Origin of the sequence: Pseudoduganella violacea, from assembly GCF_014191875.1 — a bacterium.
GTDB lineage: Bacteria > Pseudomonadota > Gammaproteobacteria > Burkholderiales > Burkholderiaceae_D > Rugamonas > Rugamonas violacea_A.
In genome coordinates this window covers 1-16,579 of record NZ_JACHXD010000015.1, presented here as the reverse complement: position 1 = coordinate 16,579, position 16,579 = coordinate 1, and the positions used below count along the sequence as shown (strand labels likewise).

Here is a 16,579-nt window from a genome sequence, read left to right as displayed (position 1 = left end):
CTCAGAACTCGTAATTCAGGTTGATGCCGCCGGTGACGGCGGCGGTGCGGTAGTGTTCGGGTTTGGCAATCGGGGCGCCGGCGAACAGGTCGTACTGCAGACCGTGGAACTGGCCGCGCCAGCCGATGGCGCCGCCGCCCAGGCGGGTGCCCAGCAGTTGCGGTGCGCTGCGGCCCGACACGCTGCCGTAGTCCAGGGCCAGATAGAGCTGCTGCGCGCCCGGCAGGCTCCACACCAGGTCATTGCGGCTCAGCCAGCCGCGTTCGGCCATCAGGCTCGACTCGCCGTCGAAACCGCGCACCGTGTAGCGGCCACCGATGGCGAAGCGGTCCTGCGGAATCAGGGGCGTGCGCTCGCGCTGGGCACGCCAAGCGCTTTGCAGCTGCAACTGTTTGCTCAGCGGAATAGCCAGCGTCAGCTCGGCATTCAGGATGGTGGGCCGGGAAGTGCCATCGCCGAACAATTCTTCCGGCGCGGGCAAGCTGCCGAAGGCGCTGCTGCCCTTCTTGTAGCTCAGGCTGGCGTCCAGCGTGGCCTGGCCGAGGAATTCCTTGTGCGCGATACCGAGGATGAAGCCGCCCATGCGGCGGCGCTGCACCTCGACTTCGGTGTCATCGATGAAATTGCGGCTGCGCTTCTGGTAGGCGCGCAGCGAGAGCGTGGTCTTGCGCACGGCATCGCGGTAGACCAGGCGCGCGGCCTTGAATTCGGCATTGACGCTGGTGCCGCTGTAGATATAGTCCTGGTTGGCGCCCGCCACCGTCTGGTGGTAGCGGTAGTCGCTGAACTGCTGGGAAAACAACCAGTAGCCATAAGGCAGGGAGTAGTTGAGCGCGGTGCTGCGCGTGCCATGGTCGGTGGCCGGCCCGGACCCAGGCAGATGGCGGTTGGCCGAGATGGTCAGCAAATCCTGCCAGCCCAACAGATTGTCGAGCGCGATGGACAGCCCGCCCTGGCGCTTGCCGGTGGACTCGCTGCCGCTGTCGTCCAGCGAGAAGGATAGGCGCCAGGGCGCCGCCTGGCGCCATTTCACCAGCAGATCGCTTTCGCCCGGCGCTTCGCCCGGCACGATCTCGATGTCGGCCTCGGCGCTCGGCACGCGCTTGAAGTTTTCCAGTGCTTGCTCGACGTCGCGCAGATTCAGCAGATCACCGGGCCGGACGGGAATGGCGCTGCGCCAGGAGGTGCGCGCGGCCGGATCGGCGAAGCGGATGGCGCGGATGCGGCCCGGCACCAGCTGCAGCACCAGCGTGCCGCTGCGCAAATCCTGGGGCGCGGCCAGCACGCGCGTCGTGACCCAGCCCTTGGCCACCAGCGCGTCCTGAATCCGCGCCAGCAGCACATTCACGCCGGCGCTGCCCAGGCAGCGCCCCAAGGCCTCGTCCCCGGCCTTCAGCGCCCAGGCGAACTGGCTGGCCTGCTCGCCTTGCAGCTGGATATCGCGAATGGGAAAGCATGGCGACTCGTCGGCTGGATAGCTGGTGGCGCTGGCGGTGGACGGCGCCTGCAAGCGCACATCGGGACGCTGCTCGGCCTGTTCGGCCTGGACCCGTTCGCGCTGCTGCTGGCGCTGCAACTGCTGGGTTGCGATGCCGGCGGCATCCTGGGCATGGACGGCTGGAACAAAAACACTGCACAGCATGGCAGCCGTACTGTACAGCTTGAGACGGTATTGCATTATTGCCTTGAGGAACTATTAATCCAATTAATTCTAATTGAATTATTTCCACATGGAAATTTTAGTTGGAAAAACGATTATCCATGTTAATTTCCCTCTAAAACTCGAAGCAATTGTGACAATTAGATAGTTTTAATTTGAAAGTTATAAAGAAAAACCGCCTCGCAAAGGAGGCGGTTTTATTGATGCGGTATTAACTCTTTTAATGCGCGGCCACCCGGTTGCCGGTTTGGCCCGCATGGAAGGGAATTGGATTCAGGCGGTCCAGGCGGCCGCTGAGCGCGGTCAGACCGAAAGCGCCGAGCACCACGATGGCGCCGATCCAGCCGGTGTGCAGCAAGCCCAGTTTCTCGACGATATGACCGCCACCCCAGGCGCCGCCGGCAATACCCAGATTAAACGCCGCAATATTCAAGCCGGACGCCACATCCACGGCGCGCGGCGTGAAGTGCTCAGCCTGGTGCACCACATACACTTGCAAACCCGCCACATTGCCGAAGGCGAAAATACCCCAGACCAGCACGGTGGCCAGCATCAGCCAGGCATGCGGCGCGGTGAAGCTCAGCACCACCAGCACGGCGGCCAGGCCGAGGAAAACCAGCTTCAGCGCGCCCACCGGGCCGCGGCGGTCGGCCAGCTTGCCGCCCCAGATATTGCCGAACGCGACCGACACGCCATACACCAGCATCACCAGGCTCACCGAACCGGCGCTGAAGCCCGAGACTTCCTGCAGGATCGGCGCCAGGAAGGTGAAGGCGGTGAACGAGCCGCCATAGCCAAGCGCCGTCATGGCGTACACCAGCAGCAGGCGCGGCTGGCCCAGCACCTTCAGCTGCTGCAGCAGCGAGGCCGGTTTGTTGTGCTGGATATTCTGCGGCACGAAGAACAGGCTGCCGAGGAAGGCGATCAGGCCCAGCGCCGAGACGGCGAGGAAGGTTTCGCGCCAGCCGAAGTTTTGACCGATGAAGGTTCCCAGCGGCACGCCCGTCACCAGGGCCACGGTCAGGCCGGTAAACATGATGGCGATCGCGCTGGCCGCCTTTTCCTTCGGCACCAGCGAGGTGGCGATGGTCGAGCCGATCGAGAAGAAGACGCCGTGCGCCAGGCCGGTCAGGATGCGCGCCACGATCAGGGTGGCGTAGCCGGGCGCCTGCCAGGCCAGCAGATTGCCGGCGGTAAACAGCACCATCAGCGAGAGCAACAGCAGCTTGCGCGGCAGTTTGCCGGTGAGCGCGGTCAGCACCGGCGCGCCGACCGCCACGCCCATGGCGTACAGGCTGACCAGCATGCCGGCCGAGGGCAGATCGACGCCCAGGTCGGCGGCGATGGTGGGCAGCAGCCCGACAATCACGAACTCGGTGGTTCCGATGGCGAAAGCGCCGATGGTCAGCGCCAATAAAGCGAGAGGCATGGCATACACTCCTGTAAAGTTGATGCCACGCAGTATCCCGGCTTTCTTTAGATAGAAAAAGCCGTTGAAAAACAGAAGATATTTGATTCACAGTCAAGAATATGAATGCAGAGCTCCTCACCCTCCTCGTCAGCCGCGAAATGCCTTATGGAAAATACAAGGGTTTTCTACTGGCCGACCTGCCCGGCCACTACCTGGGCTGGTTCGCGCGCGAGGGCTTTCCCAAGGGCGAGCTGGGCACCCTGCTGGCCCTGATGTATGAACTCGATCACAACGCCCTGCGCCAGCTGCTCGACCCGCTGCGCAGCAAGCCGCGCCGCTCGCCCATCGGCGTGAAGTAAGGCGCTCAGAAGCTGCTGCGCCAGGTCAAGAACAGCGCGCGCGGACTGCCGAGGAAGTAGCGGCCCGTCGTCAGGGGATTGGAATTGGCGAGTTCCGAACCAAGGCCGCCCAGATAGCGCTTGTTCAGCAGATTATCGGCGTTCAGCAGCAGCTCGCAGCGGCGGCAGCCGCCGCCCCACTCCCCGCCCGGACGGTAGGACAGCGCCAGCCCCACCAGCGTATAGGCCGGCATGTATTCGCGCGGATACGCCGCCGGGCCGCCCGCGATCACCGTATTCGGCACCTCGCCATAGGTGCCGGCCGCCGTGCCGGCGTAACTGGCGTTCACGCTCAGGCGCCAGGCGCGCCGCGGCTTCCACGTGATCTCGGCAAAACCGGTGCGGCGGCGCGCGCCCAGCACGGGATCGCCGGCGCGGATGCCTTCGGCCGGCGTGTCCTCGGCATAGCGGGCGCGGTTGACGGTGTAGTTCAGCAGCAGTTCCACCTGGCGCCAGTTGGCCTGGGCGCTCAACTCCAGGCCGCGCGAGCGGATGCCGCCCTGGTTGGAAAACGTCGTGGTGGCGTCGCGCGAAAAAATATCGGCGTCGGGCTTGCCGTTCTGGATCGAGATGCGGTCGCGGTAATCGATGGCATAGGCGGTGAGGCCAAAGCCGTAGGCGCCGCGCAACCAGCGCAAACCCGCGTCGCTGTTCACCGAGGTCTCGGGCTGGATGCCGCGTTTGGCGCTGATGGCGGCCGTGCCTTCGAACACGCTGTCCGGGATGGCGCTGAAATTGCGCGCGCGGCTGGCGAACAGCTCCCAGCCGCCATCGGCGCGGTATAGGGCCGAGAACTTCGGCAGCAGGCCCGAGGCGGCGCCCAGCGAGCGCGTTCCGTAAAACTCCACCGGCGAAGCATAGCTTTCGCGCGAGCGCTGCCAGGTGGCGCCGGCGCTCAATTGCAGGCGGCGCGAGAACAGTTCCAGGCGGTCCTGGGCATAGGCCATCACGGTGTTCACCAGATAGCGGCGGTCGTGCGTCACTGAATACGGGCCGCGCGCGGCGTCGAAATCGCCATTGCGCAGCGGGTCGCTGACCGCGTACCAGTTGCGCGACTTGCTGCGGTCGATGTGTTCGTACCAGGCGCCCACGCGCAGTTGCTGATGCTCGCCCAGCGCCATCGACCACTCCGTCAGCACGCCCTGACGGCGGATGCGGTAATCGCTGCGGCGCGTGGTGGCCAGGCGTGCGCCCCATTGTGTCGGCGGATTCATGGCAAAGGCGGCCGCCGCTGGACAGCCCAGCGCCTTCAGCGTCGCGGCACTGGCGCCGGCCGGAAATTCGGCACGCGGCAAAGGCTGCAGGCTGCCGTCGGCATTGCGCCGGTATTGTCCGGCGAAGCATTCCTGTGCGCTGGCCACCGGCGCGCCGCCGGGCGGTACGACGCTGTAGGCCTGACCATCGGCGGGCGCCTGCTGGTAGGGCACGTAGAACCAGCCGTAGCCGTCCTGCGTGTGCAGATAGGGTTTCAGCACCAGTTGCGCGCCGCTGCCGAAGCGCTGCGTCCAGTCGATGTGGGCCAGGATGTCGCGGCTGTTGATGCCGTGGGTGCCGCGGTGGTTCTGGTCCTGGGCCGGGTCGCCCGTCCAGCGGTCGTTCAAGCCATCGCTGCCGGGATCGCCCTCGAACGTGGCCTTGTAGAACGGCGCCGAGATGGCGCGCAAAGCCACCGGCTCGTAATCGTTATCGGCAAAGCGGTTATAGCTGAGCGTGGCGCGCAGGCTGGAGCCGCCGCCCAGATCCTGCAGCAGGCGCAGATCGGCATGCCAGCGCAAATTGCGCCCGCTATGCTGGCCCGGCCAGGTGCGCTGGAAGCTGCGGCTGATGTCGGCATAGGCGCTCAGGCCCGAAGCCGACTGGCCGCTGTCGAAGCGCAGGAAAGCGCGCCGGTAACCGACGCTGCCGCCCGACAGCTCGCCATACACCGCCCGCGTCAAGGCCGGATCGCGCGTGCGGAAATCGATATAGCCGCCCAGCGCCTGGTTCGACGGCGTGCCCAGGTCGCCGGCCGTGGGCGAGACTTCGATGCTGTCCAGGTTGGCGCTTTCCAGCAAGCGGTGCGGCATGGCGCCGCCGTTCGACAAGGTCGACCCGTTCGGGATGCCGTCCACCGAGATGCCGATCTGCTCCTTGTTCAAACCGCGCAAGGTCAGGCGCATGGAATAGCTGCCGGTGATGGCGTCGCCCGAACTGGTCTGCATGCCCGGCACCCTGGCCAACTGCTTGAATGGATCGAGGCCGGGCGGCTGGCGTGCCAGCACGTCGGCTTCCAGCACGCTGCTGGAACGCGCGCTGCCCGCGCCCAAGGCCGGCGCGCTGATGCGCACCACCGGCATCGTCGTATCCGCGCCCTGCTGCTGGGCCAACGCCCACGCCGACGCCACCAAGCCCAGCCCGGCCAGCAGCCACGATCCCAAGCGGCCCATGCCCCCTCCCGAAAAGAAAGCCAGCTCAAGCATTATGCCCCCGCCCCGATGCTTTGCGTTACACTTTCCAGCGATCACCCTCTGTTCCGCCACACCACTACCCACCCGCCATGCCGCTTTGCGCCAAATCAAACAATGTCCCACCCTGGTGCCTGACACCAGGGTGGGACATTGTTTGCGCTAGATCAAAGCGCTGGGGGGCGGCGGCGCTGCTGGGGACGCTGCTGCTGGCGTCCGCGGCGCGGGCCGAGGAGCGCCGCGAGATGGTGTTTGTCGCGGCGACCAACCATACGATGCCGCTGGCGAGTTTTGCCGATGGCAAACTGAGCGGCGGCCTGCTCAAGGAGCTGGGCGAGGCGATCGCGCAGCGCGCCGGGCGCCAGGCGCGCTTTGTCAGCGTGCCGCCGCGGCGCGTCGCCAGTACCTTGGCCGAGGGCAGCGCCGACGCGGTCTGCTATGTGCTGCCGGAATGGCTCGATGGCAATTTCAACTGGAGCGTGCCGCTGATTCCCGATGCCGGGGTGGTGGTGGCGCGTGCCGACGCGGCCCTTCTCAAGCAGCTGTCGCAGCTCGCGGATCGGCCGCTGGGCACTGTGGCGGGCTACCATTACGCCGCCCTCAGCACGACGCTGGGGCCGCGCTTCCGGCGCGACGATGCGCCGTCGATGGAGCACAATATCCGCAAGCTCTTGCTGGGCCGCATGCAATATGCGGTGCTGGAAAAAACCACCTTCGCCTACCTGCAGCGTAAGCAGCCGGGACTGGGCCTGCGCGCCGATCTGGAATTCGATCCGTTCAAGGCGCAATGCGCGTTTTCACTGCGTTCCCACATCGACATCGCCGAGGCCGACCGCGCCATCGCCAGTCTGCTGCAGGACGGCAGCATCGAGCGCGTGCTGTCGCATTACCGCTGAAGCGGCACCGCGCCGCTTATTCGGCCAGGCGCAGCGCGCTCAGCATGGCTGGGAACTCGCCCTTGGCGATCAACTGCTCCAGCTCGCTGGTGCCGCCGATCAGCACGCCGTGCACGAAGATCATCGGGAAGGTCGGCCAGCCGGTCCACATCTTCAGCGCATTGCGCCGGCGCCATTGGCTCAGATAACTGCCGTATTCCAGATAGGCATACGGCGTGCCGAGCTGATCGAGGATGCGGCGTGCCTTGCGCGGAAAGGGATTCATGGCCATACCCACCACCACCAGCGGATTGGCCGCCACGGCCGCCTGCACCGCGCCCACCAGATCGGCGTGGTTGCGTCCGATGCGCTCGCGGATGGCGGGATGGATGCGGGCTTGCTCAAGAATCGTGCGGCTCATGGATGGTCCTTGCGAGAACGAAGATGGCGCTAATGTAGCCCTCCCCGCTGTTTATGACAAGCGCTGCAAGGTGGCCGGGTCGGGCCGGCCGCCGAAGAAGTGGCGCAGACAGGCCGCGAACAGCGCTTCGTCCGGCGCGGCGGCGGCGAACAGGGTCAGCGAGGAGCGCAGCTTCATTTCATCGGTGGCGCCGAAGATGGCGTGGGCGCTGTCCTGCGCCTGCAGCAGCAGGGCGCAGCTCCGCCAGCACGGACTCGTACACCTCGTGCTGGGCGCTGACAAAACGCTGCAGATCGAAAATATCACCCATGATTTCCACCTCGCGCAGAAAGGAAGACGGCTATGGCTGTGTTACTTTTTACTGGGGCATTGTCCTACAACGCTCCCTCATGTGATCTTATAAACCTGCTCTCGTCCGCGGCCTAAGATGTGCACTCCTTCAACCGAAACAAGAGGAGATCATCATGGCATCGTCGAATCAAGGCAGCAACCAGGGCAGCAACCAGGGCGGCAGCCAAGGCAGCAAGCAAGGCGGCCGCAGCGACAACCAGCAGTCGGATGACAACCGTGGCGGCAATCAGGGCGGCGATACCAGCAACCGTGGCTTCGCCTCGATGGACCCGGAACGCCAGCGTGAAATCGCCGCCGAGGGTGGGCGCGCCGCGCATGCCTCCGGCAACGCCCACGAGTTCACATCGGAAGAGGCGCGCCGCGCCGGCAGCATGAGCCACAAGAACGATCCCAACCGCCAAAGCGCGTCCGATGAAGAGGATGAGGACGACAATCAGCGCAGCAGCGGCAACCGGGGCGGCAGCGGCGGCGGCAGCCGGCAAAGCGGTTCCGATGACGACGACAGCAGCAGCGGCTCGCGCAGCGGCGGCAGCGGTGGCAGCGGTGGCGGCACGCGCGGCGGCACGCCCGAGCAGCACGCCCAGGCCGGCCGCCAAAGCCACAAAAACGACGACAAGCGGTAATTGAGCGCCGTCCTCGTTGAGCCTGTGTCCACCTTGGTGCCTGGCACCAAGGTGGACACGGGCTCAACAGGGACCTCCGATCCGGCGGTGGGCGGGTTGTCAGCGGGCGCCGAAGGCGAGGCGCTTGCCTTCGCGCAGCATGCGTTCGAAGTCGGCGCCAGGCACGGGCTGGCTGAAGAGGTAGCCTTGCAATTGATCGCAGCCGAGCTCGCGCAGGAAACTCATCTGCTCGGGGGTTTCCACGCCTTCGGCCACGATTTCCTGGCGCAGTTGCTGGGCCATGGTGACGATGGCGCGCGCAATGGCGCAATCGTTCTCTTCATACGGCAGGCCGATGACGAAGGCGCGGTCGATCTTCAAGGTGCTGATGGGGAATTTCTTGAGGTAGGCCAGGCTGGAATAGCCGGTGCCGAAATCGTCCAGCGCCAGCGCCAAGCCCATCGCCACCAGCTCGTTCATGATGGCGATCACCTTGTCGGCGCCTTTCACCAGCAGGCTTTCCGTGATTTCCAGCATCAGCTGTTCGGGCTGCACGCCGTGGCGCGCCATGACGTCGGCCATGCGCGCCGGCAGGCCGCGGTCGAACTGGCGCGCCGACAGGTTGACGGCGATCGGCGGCATCAGCAGGTTGGCGTCCTGCCAGACGCGGATCTGGCGGCAGGCTTCTTCCATCACCCAGTTGCCCAATTCCAGGATCAGGCCGGTTTCCTCGGCCACCGGGATGAAGACGCCCGGCGACACCAAGCCGCGCACCGGATGCTTCCAGCGCAGCAGCGCTTCGGCGCCGACGATGCGCCCGCTGCGCAGGCTGACCTTGGGCTGGTAGTACAGCATCAGCTCGTTATTAGCCAGCGCATGGCGCAGCTCGCTTTCGATGCGCAGGTGCTCCTTGGCGCGCTGGTTCATTTCCTCGCTGTAGAACAGGAAGCCCGATTCCGGCTGCAGGGCGGCGCGCGTCATGGCGACGTCGGCGCCGCGCAGCAGGGTGTCGGCATCCTCGCCGTCTTCGGGATAGATGGCGATGCCGACGTGGGCGCCGGTCTGCAGGTGCTGGCCGTCGATCTGGACCGGCGCGGCCAGCGAGGCGATCAGCTTTTGCGCGACGATGGCGGCGTGTTCGCGCTTTTCGATATGCGGCAGGGCGATGCCGAAACGGTGGCCGTCGAGCCGCGCCAGGACATCGCCTTCGCGCAGGCACAGGCGCAGCAGGCGGCCGATCTCGACCAGCAGGCGGTTGCCGATTTCATGGCCCAGGGTATCGCTGATGGCGCCGATGCGGCTGATGTCGATCACCAGCAAGGCGCCGTGCTCCTGGCTGCGGCGCGCCTCGGCCAGCGCCTGCGCCACGAGCTGCTGCAGCAAGCCCTGGTTGGGCAGGCCGGTCAGCGCGTCGTAATTGGCCATGCGCTGCATGCGCGCCACGGCGTCCTTGTGCACGCTGATATCGGTAAACAGCGAGAAGGTGTGGCTGATGCGCCCTTCGCCATCGCGCACGGCGCTGATGGTGACCGATTGCGGGAACAGCTCGCCGTTCTTGCGCTTGCCGACGATCTCGCCGCGCCAGGGGCCGGCGCCGCGCATGGCGGCCTGCACCTTGGCGCGGAATTCGGCGTCGTGCATGCCCGAGCGCAGCAGGTCGGGCGTCTTGCCGATCGCTTCGGCCGGACTGTAGCCGGTGATGCGCGTGAAGGCGCCGTTGATGGACACGATGCGCTCGTTGGCGTCGGTAATCAGCACGCCCTGGTCGCTGTCTTCGATGATGCGCGCATGCAGATTGAGTTTTTCGGCGTGGCTCAGGGCCTTGTTCACCTCTTCCAGCTGGACGCGCATGCCGACCGGTTCGCGCTGCGCGTCGTGCATCAGGGAGATGGCCATATGCACCCAGATCACTTCCCCATTTTTCTTGCGGCGGCGCACGGCGGTGATGGCGTTGCCGGCCTCCAGCAGCAGTTCGGCGATATCGCCGCCCTCCTCGCTGCCGTCGTACAGGAACAGGATGTGCTGGCCCAGCGCTTCGCGCGCAGGGTAGCCGAACATGCGCTCGGCGCCCTCGTTCCATTCGCGCACATAGCCGGCCAGGTCGAGTTCGAGCATGGCCGTCAGGCCGGCGGCGGGCACGGCGGCAATCTGCCAGCCGCGCAACTCTTCCAGCGCAGCCTCCAGTTCGGCCAGGGTGCGCGACTGCGCCTCGCCCTGCAGGCCGCGCGCGGCGCGGCTCAGGGCTTGGCAGCGCGCAATGGCGGTGTCAAGCATGGGACTGGCCCGCGCCGCTGGTGACGCTGAGCATCCATTGATTGGCCTCGGCCACGGCAGCGTTGAAGTCGGCCGCCTCCAATTGCAGCTGCTGGAGGCTGGCGGCGACGGCGGCGAAGTCGCCCTGCTCGGCCTGTTCCAGCAAGCCCAGCAGCACGCCCAGTTCGCCCTGCTTGGCCAGCAGCGCCTGCTTGACGGATTCGCCGATGGTAAGCGGCTGCATGACTTCGGCCAGCGGCATGCCGAACAGCGCGCCCAGCAGCGAGAACATGCCCGTCATGAAGGCTTGCTCTTGCTGGTGCTTGTCCAGGCCGGCGCACCGCGCCAGCAACTCCATGGCCATGGCGCGCACCGAGACGCGCGCCAGCAGCATGGCGGTGCGCAGGTCGCCGTCGCGGGCGGCGAACAGCATCAGGTTGAGCCAGCGGCGCAATTGCTGCCGGCCCAGGATCAGGATGGCCTGCGAGAAGCTGGTGACGCGGCGGCCGGTGCCCATGCCGAGGGAGTTGACCAGCTTGAGCAGATGGTAGGACAGGGTCGGATCGCGCCGCAGCAAGGCTTCGATTTCGTGGGTATCGGCATCGTTGGCCACCAGCTGCACCAGTTGCAGGGCCAAGCCGCGCGAGGTTCCGGCCTGGCCCGAGGCGCCCTTGGGCGGCGTATCGAGCGCCCAGTCGCCGCGCACCCAGTGCGCGCCGGGCGGCACATCGTCCAGCGCCGCCATGCTGTCGGCGCGGCACAGTTCGGCGGCGGGCAGCGGCTGCCAGCCGGCGTCGGCCAGCGCCGCGGCGAGCGGCTCCTCCAGCGTGTCGGGATAGAAACAAGGACTGGCGGCCGCCAGTCCGGTCAACACCTCGGGCAACATCGGCGCCCCAGCCGGCAGCGCCTCGGCGGCCGCGGTTTCGCCAGGCAGGGCGGCGGCGAATAAGAGGGCGGCGGGCTGGCCTTTGCGGTCAGCCAGCAGTTGCAGGAAAACGGGCGCTAGGGTCGGGGCTATCATGCGCAATCGGTTCGGGCCAGAGGATTCGGACTCATAATGGTACTCCCAAAACAGTTGGCGTAGGCCAACATTGTGTCGCCATTTCCTGTCTTACATCAAGACGGCGCGGTCATGGGCACACCCGGCAGATGATGACACAAACGCGCGAACATGCCGGGCTGGGCCATGCGCTGGCGCCACCAGTCCAGCGCCGCCCCGCCCTCGCCGCTGCGCCAGGCCAGGTAGAAGGTTTCGGCCGGCTTGGGTTCCTCGACTTGCTTTTCCACTAACAGTCCAGCGGCGATGGCGGCGCGCGCGCAGGGCGCGGGCAGGAAGCCGAAGCCCAGGCCGGCCAGCTGGGCGCCGTATTTGCTCGCCAGCGTGGGCATGGTCAGCGTATCCTGGCCCAGCAGCAGGCCGACGGTGCGCGGCGCGATGCGGCGCGCCGTGTCGGCGGTGACGATGGCGCGGTGGCGCTGCAGGTCGGCACGCCCGAGCCGCCCTGCCACGGCGGCCAGCGGGTGGCCGGGGGCGACGGCGAAGACCCAGTCCATCCGGCCCATCGGCTGCGACACATAGCCGCCGCCGGCCGGACCGTCGCCCGGCGCGCCCACCAGCAAGTCGACGCGGCGTTCCAGCAGCGCTTCCCAGGTGCCGGACAGGGTTTCCTGGGCCAGGCGCAGCCGGGTCTGGCTCGCCACGGCGTAGAAGGCGCGGATATCGGCCGCCAGCGCCAGCGGCGCGAACATGGCGTCGGTGCCGAGGACCAGCTCGGTTTCCCAACCCGAGGCCACGCGCCGCACGCGGTGTTCCAGATCCTGGGCCGCGTGCAGCAGGTAGCGGCCCTCTTTCAGCAGCTCGCGCCCGGCCGGCGTCAGCTCCACGCGCGGGCCGTTGCGCTCGAAGACCTGCACGCCCAGCTCGTCTTCCAGCTTGGCGACGGTGTAGGAAATGGTCGAAGGCACGCGGTGCAATTCCTTGCCGGCGGCCGAGAAGGAACCGCGGCGGTCGATGGCGTCCACGATTTGCAGGGCGTCGAGGCTGAGTCTGAGCATTCGAAATTTTCGATAATGAGTTGAGAAATTTTCCGTTTTTTGAATTTTACAGGCCCGCGTAGAATGAGTCCTGTGTTCGAAATTATCGCAAATAAATCCCTAGAAAGGAGCAAGACCATGCTGCAAATCCGTAAAAGCGAAGACCGGGGCCATGCCAACCACGGCTGGCTGGACTCCCACCACAGCTTCTCCTTCGCCGACTATTACGATCCCAAACATATGGGTTTCGGTCCGCTGCGCGTGATCAACGAAGACCGCGTGGCGCCCGGCCAGGGCTTCGGCACCCACGGCCACCGCGATATGGAAATCATTTCCTATGTGCTGGACGGGGCGCTGGAGCACAAGGACAGCATGGGCAACGGTTCCGTGCTGCGTCCGGGCGACGTGCAGCGCATGACGGCCGGCAGCGGCGTGCGGCATAGCGAGTTCAACCACTCGGCCACCGACGGCGTGCATTTCCTGCAAATCTGGGTCATGCCGAGCGCGAATGGCATCGAACCCGGCTATGAGGAAAAACATTTCACGGCCGACAGCAAAACCGGCGTGCTGCGCCTGATCGCCTCGGCCGACGGCCGCGACGGTTCGGTGCTGATGCACCAGGATGCCGCGCTGTACGCCAGCATCCTGAACGGCGGCCCGGCCCTGCGCCACAGCCTGGCAGACGGCCGCCTGGCCTATGTCCATGTGGTGCGCGGCAGCCTGACGGTCAATGGCGAGCGCCTGCAAGGCGGCGACGCGGCCAAGCTGAGCGGCGAGACCGAAGTCGTGCTCGACAACGCCGAGGCGGCCGAGATCCTGCTGTTCGACTTGCCGCGCTGAGCCGGCAGGCGGGAAGCTGGCCGATCTTGAAACCTGGAAAAAGGTCCTCAATATAGGAAAGCATAATATTTGGTAAGATGAAGGGCGCGCGCCGAGTCTGACGAGCAGACCGGCGCGCTTTTTGAATTATTCGTCCCGAAAAAGAAGAGCACACCATGCAGTCCGCCGCCCACGCCCCCAAAGAAGAACTGGACTACGTCACGTCCTGCGCCCTGCCCACGCCCTGGGCCCAGTTCACGCTGCACGCCTTCGTCGAGCACGCCACCGGCAAGGAACACCTGGCCATGGTGCTGGGCGATATCGGCAACGGCGCGCCGGTGCTGGCGCGCGTGCACTCCGAATGCCTGACCGGCGACGTGCTCTACTCCCAGCGCTGCGACTGCGGCGCCCAGCTCGAAGGCGCGCTCAAGCGCGTGGCCGAGGAAGGCCGCGGCATCGTGCTCTATCTGCGCCAGGAAGGCCGCGGCATCGGCCTGGTCAACAAGATCCGCGCCTACCGCCTGCAGGAAGCCGGCGCCGACACGGTGCAGGCCAATGAGCAGCTCGGCTTCAAGGCCGACCAGCGCAACTACGCCCTGGTCGAACCCATGCTCAAACAGTTCGGCGTGCGCAGCCTGCGTCTGATGACGAATAATCCGCGCAAGATCGCGGCCATGGAAAACCTGGGCTTCACGGTGGCCGAGCGCGTGCCGCTGCTGGTCAACCGCAACGCCTTCAACCAGCATTATCTGGATACCAAGGCGAGCAAGCTGGGCCACATGATGGCGCCGCTGACCCCGCCCGCTGCCGAAGACGGTCAGCTCTAAGCGCCGGCCCCGCCCTTCCCCCCCAAGTCCCAGGAATAGATGAAATTTACTAATCTTGCCGTAACGCTGATGCTGACTTGGGGCTGCGCCGGCGCGCTGGCGGCCCCACCCGCCGCCCCTGCTGCGCCTGGCGCGCCTGGCGCACCGGCCGCACCGTCGGCCGAAGACAGCGTCCTGCCGCCGCCGTCGAGCACGGCGCAAAAACTCTACTCCGCCGCCAAGAAGGACTTGCTGCAAGTGCGCTCGCTGCTGAAAAGCGGCCGCACCCAGTCCTCGGTCGGCTCCGGCTTCCTGGTCGGCACCAGCAATCTCGTGCTCACCAACTACCACGTCGTCTCGCAATTCGCGCTCGACCCGGACACCTATACCGGCGAGTGGGTCGACACCTCAGGCCAGCGCGGCAATATCGAGCTGCTGGCGGTCGACGTGCTGCACGACCTGGCCGTGGTGCGCGTCAACCGCTACGGCACCGGCTTCTTCAATGTGCCCGAACAGCCGGTGCCGCTGACCCAAGGCCAGTACCTGTACTCGCTGGGCAACCCGCTCGACCTGGGCTTCGCCATTTCGGAAGGCGCCTTCAACGGCGTCATCACGCGCAGCTTCTACGAGCAACTGATGTTCACCGGCCCGATCAACTCGGGCATGAGCGGCGGCCCCAGCGTCACCGTCAATGGCGAGGTGGCCGGCGTGAACGTGTCCAAGCGCCTCGACGGCGAACTGGTCAGCTTCCTGGTGCCGGCCCGCTATGCCCAGGAGTTGCTGAAAAAGGTCCAGGCCCAAGGCAAGCCGCCCAAGGATTTCACCACTGTCGTCGCTGCGCAATTGCTGGCGCACCAGAAATCCATGGTCGACCAGTTGCTGGCCACGCCGCTGGCGCTGAAAGCCATGGGACCGTACCAGGTGCCGGTGCGCGAAACCGAGCAGATGCGCTGCTGGGGCCGCTCGAACCAGAAGGCCGACAAGCCCTTCACCGTCGACATCACCAACTGCGCGATGGAATCGGCCATCTTCGTTTCCGGCTCGCTGCAGACGGGCCAGATCGGCATCCGCCACCAGTTCATGCGCAGCACCGAGATGGGCAGCCTGCGCTTCGCCCAACTGTCGAGCGCCTCGTTCAAGAACGAAGCCTTCGGCGGCTACAAGGACAGCCGCCTGACCGGTCCGACCTGCACCGAACAATTCGTCAAGAACCAGAGCCTGCCGCTGCGCGCCGTGCTGTGCGTGCGCGCCTACCGCAAATTCGAAGGGCTGTACGACTTTTCCCTGCTCACCTCCAGCACCGACGAAGGCTTGATGAACCTGCAAAGCCGGATGGATGCGCGCGGCGTGTCCTATGAAAACGGCATGCGCACCTCGCGCGCCTTCCTCGAAGCGCTGGCGCGCAAGGGCGCCAAATGAAGGGGCCCTACTTCGTCGAACTGCTGGCGCGCAATGGCGACGTGCTGCACCGCCACCGCGTGGAGAGCCTGCCGATCCGCATCGGCCGCGGCTACGACAACGACTTCATCCTGGACGACGCCCACACCGCCGCGCGCCACGCCATCGTGGAAGAAACGCCCGAAGGCGGCCTGCTGCTGCGCGACCTGGGCAGCCAGAACGGCGTGATCCACCAGGGCCGGCGCCACAGCGAAATGGCGCTGGACGGCAATACCGTGGTGCGCCTGGGCCACACGCGCCTGCGCATCCGCAGCGCCGCCTACCCGGTCGCGCCCGAAATGACCGACACCACCATGCACGCCTGGGAAGGCGGCGCGCCGGCCCTGGCCGGCCTGGCCCTGATCGCCCTGTTCACGGGCGTGGAAGAAGCCTTGTCGGACGTGGAATCGTTCCAGGCCATCCGCTACCTGCTGCTGATCGCGTCCAGCCTCGGTGCGGGCCTGGTGTGGAGCGGCGTCTGGGCCTTGGCCAACCGCCTGTTTGGCGGCCATGCGCGCATGGGGCGGCACCTGTTCATCCTCGGCGGCGGCCTGATCGCCGCGGGCGCCTGGCGCGCCGTCAGCAGCGTGCTGGCCTATGCCTGGTCGGCCGAATTCTTCACACGCTACGGCAACCACATGACCTTGGCGATCGTGTGCGGCATGGTCTACTTCCACCTGACCACGATCAAGCCCCAGCATCCGCGGCGCATGGCCGCCTTCTGCGGCAGCCTGCTCGCGCTCGGCTCCGGCCTGCTCCTGATGAGCAATCTGCAAAGCAGCGGCCGCCTCAGCGACGAGTTGTATATGTCCGTCCAGCTGCCGCCGCAAGTACGCCAAAGCAAGGACCACAGCGTCGACGACTTCATGAACAGCGCCGCCAAGCTCAAGCCCAACGCCGACGCCGCCCGCCGCCAAACCGTCAAATCCGACGACAACGACGACGACTAAGCACAGCCCAGCCCGTGTCCGATTGGGGTCAGCAACTGTCTTGATTAAGGCATGTCAGTTGCTGACCACATAGTGTGATTGCGCAGCATGGCGTTCATGGTGACGAGCAGCTTGCGCA

The 16,579-nt window shown here is 66.1% G+C and carries 15 protein-coding genes; 7 read left to right on the top strand and 8 right to left on the bottom strand.

Annotated elements, in window-relative coordinates; all coding sequences use genetic code 11:
- Nucleotide 1 precedes the first annotated feature (1 nt).
- A complete protein-coding gene (locus FHS03_RS21630) occupies nt 2-1,678 on the bottom strand; it encodes a ShlB/FhaC/HecB family hemolysin secretion/activation protein (RefSeq protein WP_229426334.1) in 1,677 nt (558 codons plus the stop codon).
- Between the two features lie 202 nt (nt 1,679-1,880).
- The gene (locus tag FHS03_RS21625; protein ID WP_183443007.1) at nt 1,881-3,089 is read right to left on the bottom strand and encodes an MFS transporter; all 1,209 of its coding nucleotides are present in this window, start codon (nt 3,087-3,089) and stop codon (nt 1,881-1,883) included.
- A 101-nt stretch (nt 3,090-3,190) separates the two neighbouring features.
- On the opposite strand from FHS03_RS21625, the gene FHS03_RS21620 reads away from it, so the two are divergent.
- Nucleotides 3,191-3,430: a DUF3820 family protein gene (locus tag FHS03_RS21620; protein ID WP_183443006.1), complete on the top strand. Its 240-nt coding sequence runs from the start codon at nt 3,191-3,193 to the stop codon at nt 3,428-3,430.
- Nucleotides 3,431-3,435: 5 nt separating this feature from the next.
- On the opposite strand, the gene FHS03_RS21615 is transcribed toward FHS03_RS21620, so the two are convergent.
- Complete coding sequence (locus FHS03_RS21615; RefSeq protein WP_183443005.1) at nt 3,436-5,895, bottom strand: TonB-dependent receptor; 2,460 nt, start codon at nt 5,893-5,895, stop codon at nt 3,436-3,438.
- A gap of 263 nt (nt 5,896-6,158) precedes the next feature.
- Between FHS03_RS21615 and FHS03_RS21610 the strand changes: the two genes are divergently transcribed.
- Nucleotides 6,159-6,809, top strand: coding sequence for a substrate-binding periplasmic protein (locus tag FHS03_RS21610; protein ID WP_183443004.1), 651 nt, complete (start codon nt 6,159-6,161; stop codon nt 6,807-6,809).
- 16 nt (nt 6,810-6,825) lie between these two features.
- On the opposite strand, the gene FHS03_RS21605 is transcribed toward FHS03_RS21610, so the two are convergent.
- A complete protein-coding gene (locus FHS03_RS21605) occupies nt 6,826-7,209 on the bottom strand; it encodes a glutaredoxin domain-containing protein (protein ID WP_183443003.1) in 384 nt (127 codons plus the stop codon).
- A 51-nt stretch (nt 7,210-7,260) separates the two neighbouring features.
- On the bottom strand, nt 7,261-7,491 hold the full coding sequence (locus FHS03_RS21600; RefSeq protein ID WP_229426333.1) for a DUF1810 family protein: 231 nt from the start codon (nt 7,489-7,491) through the stop codon (nt 7,261-7,263).
- A 182-nt stretch (nt 7,492-7,673) separates the two neighbouring features.
- Between FHS03_RS21600 and FHS03_RS21595 the strand changes: the two genes are divergently transcribed.
- Nucleotides 7,674-8,183 (top strand): KGG domain-containing protein, encoded by a 510-nt coding sequence (locus tag FHS03_RS21595; protein WP_183443002.1) that lies wholly within the window; start codon nt 7,674-7,676, stop codon nt 8,181-8,183.
- A 99-nt stretch (nt 8,184-8,282) separates the two neighbouring features.
- Here the strand turns inward: FHS03_RS21595 and FHS03_RS21590 are convergent, their stop codons facing one another.
- The 3 genes from FHS03_RS21590 to FHS03_RS21580 form a co-directional block, all read right to left on the bottom strand.
- A complete protein-coding gene (locus FHS03_RS21590) occupies nt 8,283-10,436 on the bottom strand; it encodes a putative bifunctional diguanylate cyclase/phosphodiesterase (protein WP_183443001.1) in 2,154 nt (717 codons plus the stop codon).
- The gene (locus FHS03_RS21585; RefSeq protein WP_183443000.1) at nt 10,429-11,436 is read right to left on the bottom strand and encodes an EAL and HDOD domain-containing protein; all 1,008 of its coding nucleotides are present in this window, start codon (nt 11,434-11,436) and stop codon (nt 10,429-10,431) included. The genes FHS03_RS21590 and FHS03_RS21585 overlap by 8 nt, the downstream gene beginning before the upstream one ends.
- Nucleotides 11,437-11,531: 95 nt before the next feature.
- Nucleotides 11,532-12,470 carry a LysR substrate-binding domain-containing protein gene (locus tag FHS03_RS21580; protein ID WP_183442999.1) on the bottom strand — a complete coding sequence of 313 codons (939 nt, stop codon included), beginning with the start codon at nt 12,468-12,470 and terminating at the stop codon, nt 11,532-11,534.
- 117 nt (nt 12,471-12,587) lie between these two features.
- Here FHS03_RS21580 and FHS03_RS21575 point away from each other — a divergent pair, with 117 nt between their 5' ends.
- The 4 genes from FHS03_RS21575 to FHS03_RS21560 all read left to right on the top strand — a co-directional run bounded on the left by FHS03_RS21575 (nt 12,588) and on the right by FHS03_RS21560 (nt 16,461).
- Nucleotides 12,588-13,289, top strand: a complete 702-nt coding sequence (locus FHS03_RS21575; protein ID WP_183442998.1) for a pirin family protein — start codon at nt 12,588-12,590, stop codon at nt 13,287-13,289.
- Between the two features lie 155 nt (nt 13,290-13,444).
- Complete coding sequence (gene ribA, locus FHS03_RS21570) at nt 13,445-14,095, top strand: GTP cyclohydrolase II (protein WP_183442997.1); 651 nt, start codon at nt 13,445-13,447, stop codon at nt 14,093-14,095.
- Nucleotides 14,096-14,134: 39 nt separating this feature from the next.
- Nucleotides 14,135-15,493, top strand: a complete 1,359-nt coding sequence (locus FHS03_RS21565) for a S1 family peptidase (protein ID WP_183442996.1) — start codon at nt 14,135-14,137, stop codon at nt 15,491-15,493.
- Entirely contained in the window at nt 15,490-16,461 is a 972-nt protein-coding gene (locus tag FHS03_RS21560; RefSeq protein WP_183442995.1) for an FHA domain-containing protein, read from the top strand. The genes FHS03_RS21565 and FHS03_RS21560 overlap by 4 nt, the downstream gene beginning before the upstream one ends.
- Nucleotides 16,462-16,579: the final 118 nt, after the last annotated feature.